This window comes from Pantoea sp. UBA5035, from assembly GCF_002415245.1.
Classification (GTDB): Bacteria; Pseudomonadota; Gammaproteobacteria; order Enterobacterales; family Enterobacteriaceae; genus Pantoea; species Pantoea septica.
Window position 1 is genome coordinate 87,848 of sequence record NZ_DICD01000010.1, and the last position, 12,536, is coordinate 100,383.

At 55.4% G+C, this 12,536-nt stretch carries 13 protein-coding genes and 1 tRNA gene; all 14 read left to right on the plus strand.

Annotation, left to right across the window (positions count from 1 at the left end; genetic code table 11):
* Positions 1–10 precede the first annotated feature (10 nt).
* The 14 genes from proA to B3229_RS06900 all read left to right on the plus strand — a co-directional run bounded on the left by proA (position 11) and on the right by B3229_RS06900 (position 12,473).
* Entirely contained in the window at positions 11–1,264 is a 1,254-nt protein-coding gene (proA, locus tag B3229_RS06835) for a glutamate-5-semialdehyde dehydrogenase (RefSeq protein ID WP_048785593.1), read from the plus strand.
* A 361-nt stretch (positions 1,265–1,625) separates the two neighbouring features.
* Complete coding sequence (locus tag B3229_RS06840; RefSeq protein ID WP_048785591.1) at positions 1,626–2,357, plus strand: XRE family transcriptional regulator; 732 nt, start codon at positions 1,626–1,628, stop codon at positions 2,355–2,357.
* Positions 2,358–2,781: 424 nt separating this feature from the next.
* Complete coding sequence (locus B3229_RS06845) at positions 2,782–3,060, plus strand: hypothetical protein (RefSeq protein WP_033752796.1); 279 nt, start codon at positions 2,782–2,784, stop codon at positions 3,058–3,060.
* A gap of 201 nt (positions 3,061–3,261) precedes the next feature.
* Positions 3,262–3,729 (plus strand): glycoside hydrolase family protein, encoded by a 468-nt coding sequence (locus B3229_RS06850; protein ID WP_048785617.1) that lies wholly within the window; start codon positions 3,262–3,264, stop codon positions 3,727–3,729.
* Positions 3,726–4,073: a hypothetical protein gene (locus B3229_RS06855; protein WP_048785589.1), complete on the plus strand. Its 348-nt coding sequence runs from the start codon at positions 3,726–3,728 to the stop codon at positions 4,071–4,073. The genes B3229_RS06850 and B3229_RS06855 overlap by 4 nt, the downstream gene beginning before the upstream one ends.
* Positions 4,070–4,363: a hypothetical protein gene (locus tag B3229_RS06860; protein WP_048785587.1), complete on the plus strand. Its 294-nt coding sequence runs from the start codon at positions 4,070–4,072 to the stop codon at positions 4,361–4,363. Before B3229_RS06855 ends, B3229_RS06860 begins: the two co-directional genes overlap by 4 nt.
* A 28-nt stretch (positions 4,364–4,391) precedes the next feature.
* The gene (locus B3229_RS06865; protein ID WP_275043380.1) at positions 4,392–4,517 is read left to right on the plus strand and encodes a hypothetical protein; all 126 of its coding nucleotides are present in this window, start codon (positions 4,392–4,394) and stop codon (positions 4,515–4,517) included.
* A 42-nt stretch (positions 4,518–4,559) separates the two neighbouring features.
* Positions 4,560–6,308: a glycosyl hydrolase family 28-related protein gene (locus B3229_RS06870; RefSeq protein ID WP_048785585.1), complete on the plus strand. Its 1,749-nt coding sequence runs from the start codon at positions 4,560–4,562 to the stop codon at positions 6,306–6,308.
* Positions 6,309–6,496: 188 nt separating this feature from the next.
* Positions 6,497–6,572 (plus strand) — tRNA-Thr (locus tag B3229_RS06875).
* A gap of 353 nt (positions 6,573–6,925) precedes the next feature.
* Positions 6,926–7,933, plus strand: coding sequence for an alpha/beta hydrolase (locus B3229_RS06880; RefSeq protein WP_286870185.1), 1,008 nt, complete (start codon positions 6,926–6,928; stop codon positions 7,931–7,933).
* Positions 7,934–8,063: 130 nt separating this feature from the next.
* Positions 8,064–8,465 (plus strand): acyl-CoA thioesterase, encoded by a 402-nt coding sequence (locus B3229_RS06885; protein WP_286870186.1) that lies wholly within the window; start codon positions 8,064–8,066, stop codon positions 8,463–8,465.
* Between the two features lie 714 nt (positions 8,466–9,179).
* A complete protein-coding gene (locus B3229_RS06890) occupies positions 9,180–10,169 on the plus strand; it encodes a glycosyltransferase family 2 protein (RefSeq protein WP_286870187.1) in 990 nt (329 codons plus the stop codon).
* Positions 10,170–10,171: 2 nt separating this feature from the next.
* A complete protein-coding gene (locus B3229_RS06895; RefSeq protein ID WP_048785577.1) occupies positions 10,172–11,461 on the plus strand; it encodes an oligosaccharide flippase family protein in 1,290 nt (429 codons plus the stop codon).
* Between the two features lie 16 nt (positions 11,462–11,477).
* Positions 11,478–12,473: a glycosyltransferase family 2 protein gene (locus tag B3229_RS06900; RefSeq protein ID WP_048785575.1), complete on the plus strand. Its 996-nt coding sequence runs from the start codon at positions 11,478–11,480 to the stop codon at positions 12,471–12,473.
* Positions 12,474–12,536 lie beyond the last annotated feature (63 nt).

A 12,536-nucleotide genomic window follows, 5' to 3' on the forward strand; every position in this document is an offset into this window, starting at 1 on the left:
GAGCGGTCAAATGCTTGAAGAAATGGGAAAAGCGGCGCGCGCCGCCGCATATAAGCTGGCCGATCTGTCGACCGCTGAGAAAAACCAGGTGCTGCTGGCGATCGCCGATCGTCTCGACGCGGAGCGCGAGGCGATTCTGGCGGCTAACGAGCAGGATCTCGCCGATGCGCGCGCCAGCGGCATGAGCGCCGCGCTGCTCGATCGCCTGATGCTCAATCCACAGCGCCTGAGCGCCATCGCCGACGACGTGCGCAAAGTGTGCCAGCTCGCCGATCCGGTCGGCCAGCTGATCGACGGCGGCCTGCTCGACAGCGGACTGCGCATCGAACGTCGCCGCGTTCCGCTCGGCGTGGTCGGGGTGATCTACGAAGCGCGCCCTAACGTCACGGTGGATGTCGCCAGCCTGTGCCTGAAAACCGGCAACGCGTCGATTCTGCGCGGCGGAAAAGAGACGTGGCGCACCAACGCCGCCACGGTACGCGTGATCCAGAACGCGCTGCAGGCGTTTGGGCTGCCGGCGGCGGCGGTGCAGGCGATTGAAAATCCGGATCGCGAACTGGTGAATCAGCTGCTGAAGCTCGATCGCTACGTCGATATGCTGATCCCGCGCGGCGGCGCCGGCCTGCACAAGCTGTGCCGCGAAAACTCCACCATTCCGGTGATCACCGGCGGCATCGGCGTCTGCCATATCTATCTCGATGAAACCATGGAGGTCGCACCGGCGCTGGAGGTGATCGTCAACGCGAAAAAACAGCGGCCCAGCGCCTGCAACTCGCTGGAAACCCTGTTGATCCACCGCGCCGCCGCCGACCGTTTCCTGCCGGCGTTTACGGCGCGTATGGCGCAGGAAGGGATCCCGCTGCACGCCGACGAAAATCTGCTGGCGCGGCTGCAGGATAGCCCGGCCAGCGTGACGCCAGTCAGGCAGGGCGACTACGATGACGAGTGGCTGTCGCTCGATCTTAACGTGAAGCTGGTGGATGACATGGACGCGGCCATCGACCATATCCGTACGCACGGCACCCAGCATTCCGACGCGATCCTGACGCGCAGTACGCAGAACGCCAGTCGCTTTGTGAAACAGGTCGACTCCTCGGCGGTGTACGTCAACGCCAGCACGCGTTTCACCGACGGCGGCCAGTTCGGTCTCGGCGCGGAAGTGGCGGTGAGCACGCAAAAGCTGCATGCGCGCGGCCCGATGGGGCTGGAGGCGCTAACGACCTACAAATGGGTCGCGTGGGGCGACGATACGCTGCGCCCCTGATTGCGACTTTATTTAACAAAAAGGGTGTCCAGAGCGGGCGCCCTTTTTTTTAACCCCTGTTTTTCGATCCAGTTAATTTTGGAGTTTTCAGGTGCAACATTCGACGCGTCTGGACGCCACTTTTTTTTCAACAAAGTGGCTGGCTGTTTTTTGCCCGTTTTTCTACGGAACATTCCTGAAAGCCGCGCCGCAACGGGGCGCGGCGCGATCGAGACTGGTTGCCCAGAGCATGAGGAGGATAATGATAATTAGCGTTGCTTTACAAAAGCAATTGGGTAGCAAACGGACGGTAATATAAAATGAACTGGTAGCAATAATGAAAATAACATCCAGTATCTCCTCTATGGCAGATTATTAACTAATGGTTAAAAAAGAGAGTACGAGACAAGCTTTTACTGCCAGGCTGATTGCCGCGTGCGAAAGTGCGGGAATTGTCGGACATGGACGAAATAAACAGGTTGCCAAAGCGTTACAGCAGCTGGGGTGCAAAATATCGACGCCGGGCGTGTGGAAGTGGTTCAACGCGCAGTCCGTGCCTGATGATAATAATTTGCTGGCGCTAAGCCGTTTGCTGGGCGTACGGGTTGAATGGCTGCAGTATGGAATGGAAAAGCCCGCCGAATCGCTGTCGATCGACAGCCTGAAGGCGCAGCGCAACGTCTTCCGTATTGAAAGCCTCGATATTGGGCAAAAGTCAGCATCGGGATTGCACGCGCGCGATGAGTTTGTTGAGACCATTCATGCCATTGAATATGGCGTGGATGAGGCGCGCGTGCTGTTCAACGGTCGGCCGGCGGAAAATATTCGGTTGATAGCGATCAACAGCGATTCGATGGTAGAGACCTTTGCGCCGCGCGATCAGCTGTTCGTGGACATCAGCGTGAAGTTTTTTGACGGGGACGGCATCTATATTTTTACCCTCGATAACCAGCTCTACCTCAAGCGTTTGCAGCTTCAGCATAAGAAAATCGCTGTTATTTCAGATAATAAGCGTTATGAAACCTGGTATCTCAATCGGGAGGACGTCGACAGTATGCAGGTGATGGCCAAGGTGATTCTGAGCCAGGCGCGGCACTATCAGCTGCTGGGTTAACCTCTGGCTAAATTCTGTTCAGCTGCAAGCTGCTGAAAAAAAATAATTCAGCAGAATTCAAAAATTTAACCAATGGTAAATAAAAAATTAACTGTTGGTGTTTGATAAAGCATAAGAACAGGTTAATAATTTGAGCGTGGACCAACGAAGCCCTTCTCTCACGGAGTGAGCCGCTCTTAAACAATCGAGGCGCTGCACAAGCGCGAATCAAACCATCCAAAGTCAGTGAACTTTGGGATGGGGTGGATGCGCACATGCAGCGTCGTCAGATGCCGCCTTTTTCTCCCAACTCGCGCTTAGCCTGGCTGTTATTACAGCCGGGGCATTGCGTCGTGAGCGGAAAACGCGCCATCCGGGACGGTTCGGCTTGCCGAAAACCCATGCCTGCCACCCCATCGCCAAAGACTCATTCACAGGAGGAGTTATGGCGATAATACACTATGGCAAAAGCGTCTTTGTAGGTAATGCCCGTACCCGCAGGCATCGGCGGCGCCAGCCGCTCAGTCGACTCAAGCTCAGCATCGATCAGGCGCTGGGCTGCGAACCCGAAAATCCCCCGTTACGTCACGCCGAGCGCATCGCTCAGCGTCCGGTGACCTCGCGTGTTGAGCGGGCGATTGCCCCGACGCCCGTTAACCGTTCTGAAACCGCCAGTTTCGACAACTGCTGTTTGCCGCATGTGCATCTCTACGCCGTGCGCTAAATCTGCTCTCTATCCGCCTGTACCGCTGTATCTCACCTTTTCTCCCGTTTTATCTGGACGGGAATTCTCAACGCACTGTTTAGTTCCGCTGCTGGTTTCGCCTGCAGTTTTGCTGGTGTTATCTCTGGCACTGATCAGTGCGATTTAACTGTCGCTGTCGCATTGGGAATATCTTCCCATGCCCGGAAAAGAGGAATGATCATGAGCCAGATTATTGAGATTCTCAATTTTGAAGAGGGTTACGTCGAAGCGCCTTATCTCGACACGCAGGGGTTTCCCACCGTGGCGGGGGGCATACGCATCGGCCCGAAAGGCGCGTCGCTCAATAACTATGTGTTTCGCGTGCCGCGCCAGGTCGGCGACGTCTGGAAGAAGTGCATTATCGAAGGCAAAGCCCAGCAGATGCAGGGCCTGCCGCTGCTGCAGCAGGCGCTGGCGAAGTGCAACGACGCGCGCAGCGATGTGCTCTACAGCATGGCCTATCAGCTCGGCGTCGATGGACTTTCTTTGTTTAAAAACATGCTGACCGCAGTGGCGGCCGAGGATTACGACAGCGCGGCCAACTCCATGCTCAATAGCCTGTGGGCGCGTCAGACGCCGGGACGCGCCCGCCGTCATGCCGAAGTGATGCGCAGCGGCACCTACGACGTCTACAGGGGGCTGCTATGAGATGGCTCTTTTTTATCATCGCCGTGCTGATGGTGGTGATCGTGCTGCTGATTATGCAGCGCTTTACCACGCTGGAGTTCGTGGCGCATGCGCGCCTGCTGTTTAAAACCTGGTCGGTCTGGCTGGCGTCGCTCGGGTCGATGCTCAGCGCCTGGGTGCAATCTTTTCCCGCCGCCTCGGTAGACGCCTGGAACACCCTGCCAGAAGACGTGAAATCCATTCTGCCCCACAACTATCTCGGCCTGATCGGCGCCTTTATGGTGGCGATGGGCGTAATCGCGCAGTTTGTGCGGCAGAAGAATCTGGTGCAGCAGAAGCAGCAGCTTGAGGCGAAAAAATCATGAGTTTATTTACCGCACTGCTTAGCGGCGGCTGGCACTGGCTCGCCGTCATCGGCGCGCTGATCGCCGCGCTTGGCGCCAGCTATTTCGGCGGCAAAAAGATCGGCAAGGTGCAGCAGCAGGCCGAAGCCGATACCAAAAGCGCGCAGAAAGAGGCGGCGCAAACCGCCGCCGTCGCGCAACAACAGCAACAGCATCGCGAGGAGGCGACCCGTGTTAGCACCGAGAACAGCAATCTTGATGACGCTGCTGCTCGCGACAAGCTGCAGCAGTCGAAATACAACAAACCCTGAGCCCACGGCCATTACCGATTCGGCCTGCGTGCTTTTTTCCCCGATTTACACCCACGGCGACGACGCGCAGCGCATGGACGTTCGCACCGTTCGCGCCATCAATACCCACAACGACATGTGGGATCGGCTTTGCGGCCACCCGGCTAAACCCTGATTAACAACGTGCTTTAGTACCCTAAATCCTGAGGAGGATACCATGATTGAAGTAAACTCATTTGCTGAGCTGCGTACCACCAAACCCGCAACAGCAGGCCAGGTCGCCAGCCTGAACCGTTACTACGACAAGGACTCCACCTTCCGCGGCGGCGGCGATTTTGTCGGCTATCTCGGCACCACCACGCTCAAAGATGACGGCGGCACCATTGCGGTTGGCGACGGCTTTTACTGGAAGCGCACCATCAACGATCCCGCCGAGCTGAACGTGCTGCACTTCGGCGCGAAAGGGGATGGCTACGCCGACGATACCGAAGCCTTCATGCGCATGTACAACTGGACCAAAACCTGGAACGCCAACTGCGTCGCGCTGCCCGTGCGTTTTCCCGGCGGGAAATACCTGATCAAGCCGATCGATCTCAGCGCCACCGACGCGACCTTCTTTGGTCTGCTCGGCGACGATTCGCCGCTGGGCTCGCTGCCGCGCACCACCATTATCTCCGATAAGAGCGATGCGCCGGTGTTCAAGGTAAAAGCGCGCCGCACGGTGATCACCGGGATGGCGTGGAACGGTCAGGCGAGCGCCGACACCGTCGCCAATACCGGCACCATTACCGCCGATCTGGTGAGCAACAAGCAGCCGTTCTTCGAGAACACCTGTATCGAGGGGGAAACGGTGAATATTCACTGCTTCCGCGCGCAGAATACCGGTGGCACGGTGTTCAAGCTGCTGGATACGCTCGACAGTAAGTTCGACCAGATCTATACCCTCTACACCTATTCGCGCGTGTTCGATGTAGGCTGGTCAAACTCACCGCGCGGCGTCTGGGACCATTCGACGGCGATCGAGCTGAGCAACGCTAACTTCCAGACCGGCTACGGCGACGCCACGCTCTATATGCCGCGCGTCACCCAGGGGATTATGCGCAACGTCTGGATTGAGCATACGCGCAACCCGGGCGATCTCTCCGACGGCGGCTGGACCATTGACACGCTGAACATCGAGGATTGCGGTAGCCCGTTCAATCTGAACAATGCGCGCGTGGTGATGCGTCAGATCGGCCTGCAGTCTGGGGCGAGGATCTCTCAGGACGCCGCCAGCGGCCGCTGGCTCTCGACCTTCGAGTATGGTTATCGCCGCGATGAAAACCACGGCACCTTTATGACCGGCTCGCTGCGGGTAGGGTACTTCAGCGGTTATAAGGTCACCAACAATACCGCTACCGATAACTGGTATCGCCTCGGTCAGTTCTTTTTCCCTAACGCCAACCAGCAGTGGGTCATCGAAATGATCGGCAAAGGCGACGCCACTTCGCCCTCCACCACCGCCGCTTCGCCGGTGAATATGGTGGGCACCGGTAAAACCTGGATTAACCTGCAGCGGCTGGAAACCGTCTGGGCCGACGCGCACCATATGGGGCAGCCGGCCGTGCTGGATATCCGCTACAACCGCGTCGGCACCACCTACGCGGTGGTCTGGGTAAAGCTGGCCGCGAACAGTGGGGACACCCTGTTCAACCTGAAATGTACCGGCCCGACGCGCTTCGATACCGGTTCATGCTCGCTGTTCCAGTCTGATCTGTCGATGGTAACGGATACCACTAAAATAGGGACGCTGAAACCGGCGGCACGCTTTGGCCTGCACAATGGAGTGGCGGGCATCGGCGCCAACGAGAAAGGCGTAGTCACGCTCGCGACGACCGCGGGTACGCCGACTAATAAAACCACGCCTTCGGGCTTTGTGCTGATCAATATCAATGGTACCGACCGCAAGGTTCCTTATTACGATTGATGAAAGGCACGTTTTGGCGAGGCTGCGGCCTCGCCTTTTTTTGTTTTTGGCATGGTAGCGCGCAGGGAAGGGCGGCTGCCGTGCTGTTTTCGTTATCAGATGACGAGAAAAGCAGCATCCGCGCGCTGCGGCTCTTGACGGAAGTGACGCTTTTTTCTAACTTAATGCCCCGTAGTTCTCGCCTCTATGCCGGTGTAGCTCAGTTGGTAGAGCAGCGCATTCGTAATGCGAAGGTCGCAGGTTCGACTCCTGTTTCCGGCACCAGTTATTTCAAGTCTGTCGCGCTGATCCCCCTCTTTTTCTTGATTTTGTGGGACAGATTTGTCACAGCAGCGGTCCCGTCTTATTCCCGCCAGAAAACGCAAGATTATCTGCTCGTCCTCATCGTTAGCTTATCTGTCATCCTTTTTGCAAACGCTTAGCTTTACGTGTCTGTTGAATGATTTAAACACATTAATTATCAATTGCTTGCTTTAATTTCGGCATGTCGCGGTTATTTTTTGTTTGCTATTAAATAGTGCGCTATATATATTCACCTCATCCCAAATGCACCGCTGCGAAGAGGGTGCATTTAAATAGTGTGCGATTTAATAGCGAAAACTTGAAGGAGTCACCTTATGACCATCAAACATACCGTTTTAGCGCTGGCGCTGGCCGCCGCGTCCGCTAACAGCTTCGCCGACGCGCCGCAGCCGGAGCGCCACGTACAGACTTTTTTGAACGCGCTGAACAGCAGCGGCGGCAAACCTATCGAGCAGCTCGCGTCGCAGGCGGCGCGCGAGGTGCTGATCGGCGCGCAAAAGGGCGCGACGCTGCCTGAGGCCGAGGTTACGGAAAAAACCATTGAGGTGAACGGCCAGCCTTTAAAACTGAATATCGTTAAGCCCAAAGGGGCGCAGGGCACGCTGCCGGTGTTTATGTTCTTTCACGGCGGCGGCTGGGTGTTAGGGGATTTTCAGACCCATGAACGTCTGGTGCGCGACCTGGTGAACGAGTCGGGCGCCGCCGCGGTCTTCGTTAACTACACGCCGTCGCCGGAAGCGCACTTTCCCGTCGCCATCAACCAGGCCTACGCCGCTACCCGCTGGGTGGCAGAGCATGGCGCTGAGATTGGCGTAGACGGCAAGCGCCTGGCGCTGGCAGGCAACAGCGTCGGCGGCAACATGGTGGCGGCGGTGGCGCTACAGGCGAAGCAGCAGCATACCCCGGCGATTCGCTATGAGGTGATGCTGTGGCCGGTGACCGATGCGCGCTTCGATACTGGCTCCTATCAGCAGTTTCAAAAGGGCTATTTCCTGACGCGCAATATGATGAAATGGTTCTGGGATAACTACACCACCAAAGCAGGCGACCGTAATAATATTCTGGCGTCGCCGCTGCGTGCGACCCGCGAACAGCTGCAGGGGCTGCCGCCAACCTTAATCCAGACCGCCGAGCTTGACGTGCTACGCGACGAAGGCGAGGCCTTTGGCCGCAAGCTGGACGCGGCAGGCGTCGACGTCACGGTAACGCGTTACAACGGGCTGATCCACGACTACGGCTTGCTGAACGGGCTGAGCGACGTGCCGGCGGTGCGTACTGCGCTGCGCCAGGCGGCCGATGGGCTGAAAACGCACCTGAACTGATGCTGCGCCAGGCGAAACGCCTGGCTTTTTTTCCTTTGCCGCAGCACAAAAAAAGCATGGCATCCGCGACCGGCCAGGTTAGATTAGCAAAATCATACTGTTAATCTACTCACTACTGCAGGATACGGACATGTTTGCAAAACACTATGAGGTTGATGAAAAGCATATCGATTTCCAGGGCATCGTCGACGGCCTCTATTATCCGTTTTATATGGAATGGACGCGCCATGCCTACATGCGTGAAGCGCTGGGTATCGACATCGAAGAGGAGTTCAAACAGGGACGCCTTTATATGGTGCTGGAATATTCGCTGCGCTTCCGTAAAAGCCTGCAAAAAGGCGACCGCCTGGAGGTGACCTGCGCGCTGGAAAAAAATAGCAAGCGCAACCGGGTAAACTTCGTTCAACAGATCAGAGTCGATGGCGTCACCTGTGCCGAAGCGACCTTTGTCTGCACCTGTCTCAGCAACGGCAGGCCCAGCATGCCGGATGCGGTCATGAACGCGCTGAATGCGCTTGAACCCCTTGCGTGAAGAGAGAAAGCCAGCCCTTCACACAATGCGCGGCGCCAGCGCCTTGTTTTCCTCTGCCCTGACGCCTCGCTCAATTCTTAGTCCGACCGGCAAAATTTACGCGATCTGCGTCACGTTAACCGCCTTAATTTTTCCCCGCTTTTTTCTCGCTTTTTTCACATCAGCGTTGTTTAACCTGGCGCTATGCTTTAAATGCATATTGTTATTATCCTTAAGAGAGCATAATTAACCGCTGATAAATAGCGACGCTTTCGAGAAATAAAAATTATTAAGCCCGATTAATAGGATTGTGTGTTTAATTTTGCGATGTCATGAAAGCACTGCAATTTTTATTTTTCTCTACCAGGATAATTCCTAATGGATAAGCGTTTTCTGGCGTCGCCGAAGCGCAATTTTTATTCGAGGATTTTCCGACTTTTAATGGTTCCTGTTCCGGGAGGCGATGGATCTCACAGATAAGCGTAATGCCCGCTTATCCATTAATTCTGATGGATAAGCAGAGCGTCTGTGCGGAAATTCCGGTTTAGCGCTCGCCCCATTGACGCAATAAAAGCGCCACGTAATATCTCCTCATTCAATCCTGATTTTTTCTGTAGTCGCACAACACTTATCCGGGAAAAAAACAAAAACGCTGACGTGAGCCCGGCATTAAAACTTTATTGCGGTTATTACCGCGCTTTTTAGCGCGGAGGTAAAAACTTTTCCAGAGGATCTATGGTGACGCTTAACAACCCGTTAATTAGCGTAATTGTGCCGGTCTATAATGCCGAAAACTCGATTATTCGCTGCGTTGAAAGCGTGCTGGCGCAGCGGGCGCCGCGCGTCGAACTGATTCTGGTGGACGACGGTTCAACCGACAGTTCACCGCTGATACTGGAGAGCTGGAGCGACCATCCTCAGGTGCGCATTATCACCCAGCGTAATGCCGGCGTTTCGTCGGCGCGCAACGCCGGTATTGCCGCCTCGCGCGGCACCTATTTGCGCTTCGTCGATGCAGATGATTTTCTACCCGCCGACGCGTTGAGCCTCTGCCTGGCGCTGATGAATGACGAAGTCGGCCTGATTGTCGGCGAGTCGCAGCACTTTACGCCGCAGGGGCAGCCGATTGCGCGCGCCTTTCCGCCGGAGGCGCAGCGCGTACTCAGCGCCAGCGACGCGGTCAACGATCTGCTCTATTTCCATCCGCGCCACGGCATCTGCGACAAACTCTTTAACGGCGAGCTGATTCGCGCACATCAGCTGCGCTTTAACGAACAGATCGCCAACTTTGAGGATCTGCTGTTTGTGATGCAGTATCTCAGCCTGCTCAGCACGCAGCGGGTCATCTGCATCAACAGCGTGATTTATCACTACGTCGAGTCAGAGAACTCGGCGACGCGCTCGTCGGTACGCGAAAAGCATTTCTCCTTCGCCCGTTCATTTAGCGAAATGCAGCGGCTGCTGTCGCGCAGCAACGACAAGTTTTTCTATTTTCTGCTGCTAAAAGTCTCTTCAGCCTATTTATATAAGGCCATCGCCTCCGGCGAATTTAACGCCGCCTTTATCAACGACCATATTCGGCGCTATCGCAAAGCCTTTAAAGCCTATCTCTCTTCCGGCGTCATCGTTAACGGCTGGAGTCTCTACTTCACGCTCTTTTTCTGCTCGCCGCGCCTGGTTTCGCAACTGCGCAAGCTGGCGCAACACGTGGGGCGCGAAGGATAACCATGAAAGATAAACTGAAGAACTCAATGTGGATGATCGCCGAAAAGATCATCGCGGTTTTCGGCCTGATTTTCGTCACCTCTTTTGTGGCGAAATATGTCGGCCCGACCACCTTCGGCATCATTTCCATTTCGCTGCTGGTGTTTCAGTTTTTGCAGACCGTGGCCTATATGGGCAGCGATGTCATCCTGCTGAAACGGCTGTCGCAGAATAAAGCGTCCGGTATCAGGCTGATGATCTCCGCCTCGGTGCTGATCGTCACGCTCTACCTGGCGCTGGCGTCGGTCGGGATGGTGATCATGCACGAAGAGATGAGCTCGCAGGCGCAGATCTTTATTGTCGCCGCGGCCATCGCCTGTCTCTTTTCCGCCATCGATCTGGTGAACGTATTTAACGAGGCGATGCTGAATGCGAAGCTGAACGTTATCGCCAACGTCATCGGCTTAACCATCAGTTTGACGATACGCTTCGTTATCTCCAGCTGGGGGCTCGATCCCGCCTGGCTGGCGCTGCCGATCGTACTGGCGACCTTTATTCCCTTCGTGATTAAGCTGGCGCTGTTCCGCCGCTACGAAGGCGCGGTGCACAGGCCCAACCCTAAACAGTTGAAAGCCTATTCGCGCTACATGCTCGCCTCCGGCGGCACGCTGATCTTCTCGGTGATCGCCGTGGCCCTCTATACGCGCCTCAACCAGTTCAGCGTCAGCTATTTTCTCGGCGTAAAAGAGGCGGGCGTATTTTCCGTGGCCTTAACCCTCTCCGGCGCCTGGGTCTTTTTGCCCAATGCGCTGCTGGCGTCCTTCTATCCGGCCTTTTTCTCGGAGCGCGATCCTAAACGCGCCATCGTTAAAATTCAGCAGCTGCACCTGCTGGTGGTCGGCGTGTCGGCGCTGGTCATTGCCGCCGTCGCGCTGCTGGCGCCGCCCTTTATTCACTACTTTTACGGCCCGGCCTACCAGGATGCGGTCGCGCCCACGGTCTGGCTCTGCCTGGGGGCGATGTTCGGCCTGCTGAGCAGCGTAATGGATCGCTTTATTATCAAGTACAACGGCTACGCCTATCTGGTGAAAAAAACCTTTTTCGTACTGCTGATTTGCCTGGTTTCTTCCGTCGTGCTGGTGCCGCTCTATGGGCTAACCGGCGCTGCCTTTAGCGTTATTTTGACCGAGCTGCTCTCCTTTACGCTGTTGAATTACTTTTTTGCCGCTCAACCGATGTTCACTATTCATCGCTCTTTTTTCAGTCCCAAAAAAATATGGTTTTTATTAAACGACGCCAAGACCCTCAGATAGTTAAGAGGAATGAAAAATGATTCCAGCACCAAAGTTCAGCATTATTATTCCCGCGTGGAATGCGCAAAAAACATTGAGAAGAACCTTAATCAGTGTGCTGCAGCAAACCTGCGATGATTATGAAGTAATCGTGGTTAATGACGGCAGCACCGACGGCACCGCCGCGCTGCTGGAGGAGTTTAGCTATCAGCCGACGATCCGCGTTATCAATCAGCCTAACGGCGGCGTCAGCGCGGCGCGCAATCGCGCGCTAAAGCAGGCGCAAGGGGATTTTATTATTTTCCTCGACGCTGACGACTGGGTGGAAGAGTCTTTCCTCGCCAGCTTTCAGCAGTCGCTGGATAACAGCCACGGCCGGCCGGTGGATTTAATCGTCGGCAACCTGGTGGACGACCGCATCGGCAGCATCCGCAAATATGGCTATTTTGCGGCGCAGGAGATGCCTTATCTGCTGGGCGAGCTGGAGATGAGCGACAATATCGGCTATCTGCACAACAAGTGCTACAGCCGACGGGTGATCGAGGTGAACAATCTCTATTTCCTCGAGGGCATCTCCATGAGCGAGGATCTGCTGTTCAACCTCAAATATTTCTACAATATCAGCAACTGTCTGGTGATTGACAGCGCCGCCTATCACTATGAAAACGTGATGGATTCGCTGTCAAAAAAGCGCGTGCAGTACAACGAGCTCAAGGCGCGCAAGCAGTTTCTGACCGGGCTTTACGACACCATTATGAGTAAATATACGCACCGCGATCTCGACTACTTCCTCAAAGGGGTATCGAAACGGGTGCTGGCGCTGGATATGCAGATTGTGACGTCGATGTACCACGACTCCTTTACGCACAATGAAATCTCGCGCGAAATTAACGAAATCAAGCGTGGCAAATATTCGAAAGGGATTTTTATTCTGCTGAACCGCAATGAAAAGCTGAAATATATTATTATGAATTTCAACAGCTTTGCGGCTTACTACTGCCTTTACGCCCTGTATAAGGCGCGTGCATTTTAATGGATGTGTTTCATCCGCTACACACGACCAGGTTTGACGTTTCTGTGGTTTACCCGCGCTAAT

Coding starts and splice junctions, on each gene's coding strand:
- B3229_RS06885 (WP_286870186.1), top strand. CDS start 8,064: ATGTTTGCAAAACACTATGAGGTTGATGAAAAGCATATCGATTTCCAG.
- proA (WP_048785593.1), top strand. CDS start 11: ATGCTTGAAGAAATGGGAAAAGCGGCGCGCGCCGCCGCATATAAGCTG.
- B3229_RS06860 (WP_048785587.1), top strand. CDS start 4,070: ATGAGTTTATTTACCGCACTGCTTAGCGGCGGCTGGCACTGGCTCGCC.
- B3229_RS06870 (WP_048785585.1), top strand. CDS start 4,560: ATGATTGAAGTAAACTCATTTGCTGAGCTGCGTACCACCAAACCCGCA.
- B3229_RS06840 (WP_048785591.1), top strand. CDS start 1,626: ATGGTTAAAAAAGAGAGTACGAGACAAGCTTTTACTGCCAGGCTGATT.
- B3229_RS06900 (WP_048785575.1), top strand. CDS start 11,478: ATGATTCCAGCACCAAAGTTCAGCATTATTATTCCCGCGTGGAATGCG.
- B3229_RS06850 (WP_048785617.1), top strand. CDS start 3,262: ATGAGCCAGATTATTGAGATTCTCAATTTTGAAGAGGGTTACGTCGAA.
- B3229_RS06895 (WP_048785577.1), top strand. CDS start 10,172: ATGAAAGATAAACTGAAGAACTCAATGTGGATGATCGCCGAAAAGATC.
- B3229_RS06855 (WP_048785589.1), top strand. CDS start 3,726: ATGAGATGGCTCTTTTTTATCATCGCCGTGCTGATGGTGGTGATCGTG.
- B3229_RS06845 (WP_033752796.1), top strand. CDS start 2,782: ATGGCGATAATACACTATGGCAAAAGCGTCTTTGTAGGTAATGCCCGT.
- B3229_RS06890 (WP_286870187.1), top strand. CDS start 9,180: ATGGTGACGCTTAACAACCCGTTAATTAGCGTAATTGTGCCGGTCTAT.
- B3229_RS06880 (WP_286870185.1), top strand. CDS start 6,926: ATGACCATCAAACATACCGTTTTAGCGCTGGCGCTGGCCGCCGCGTCC.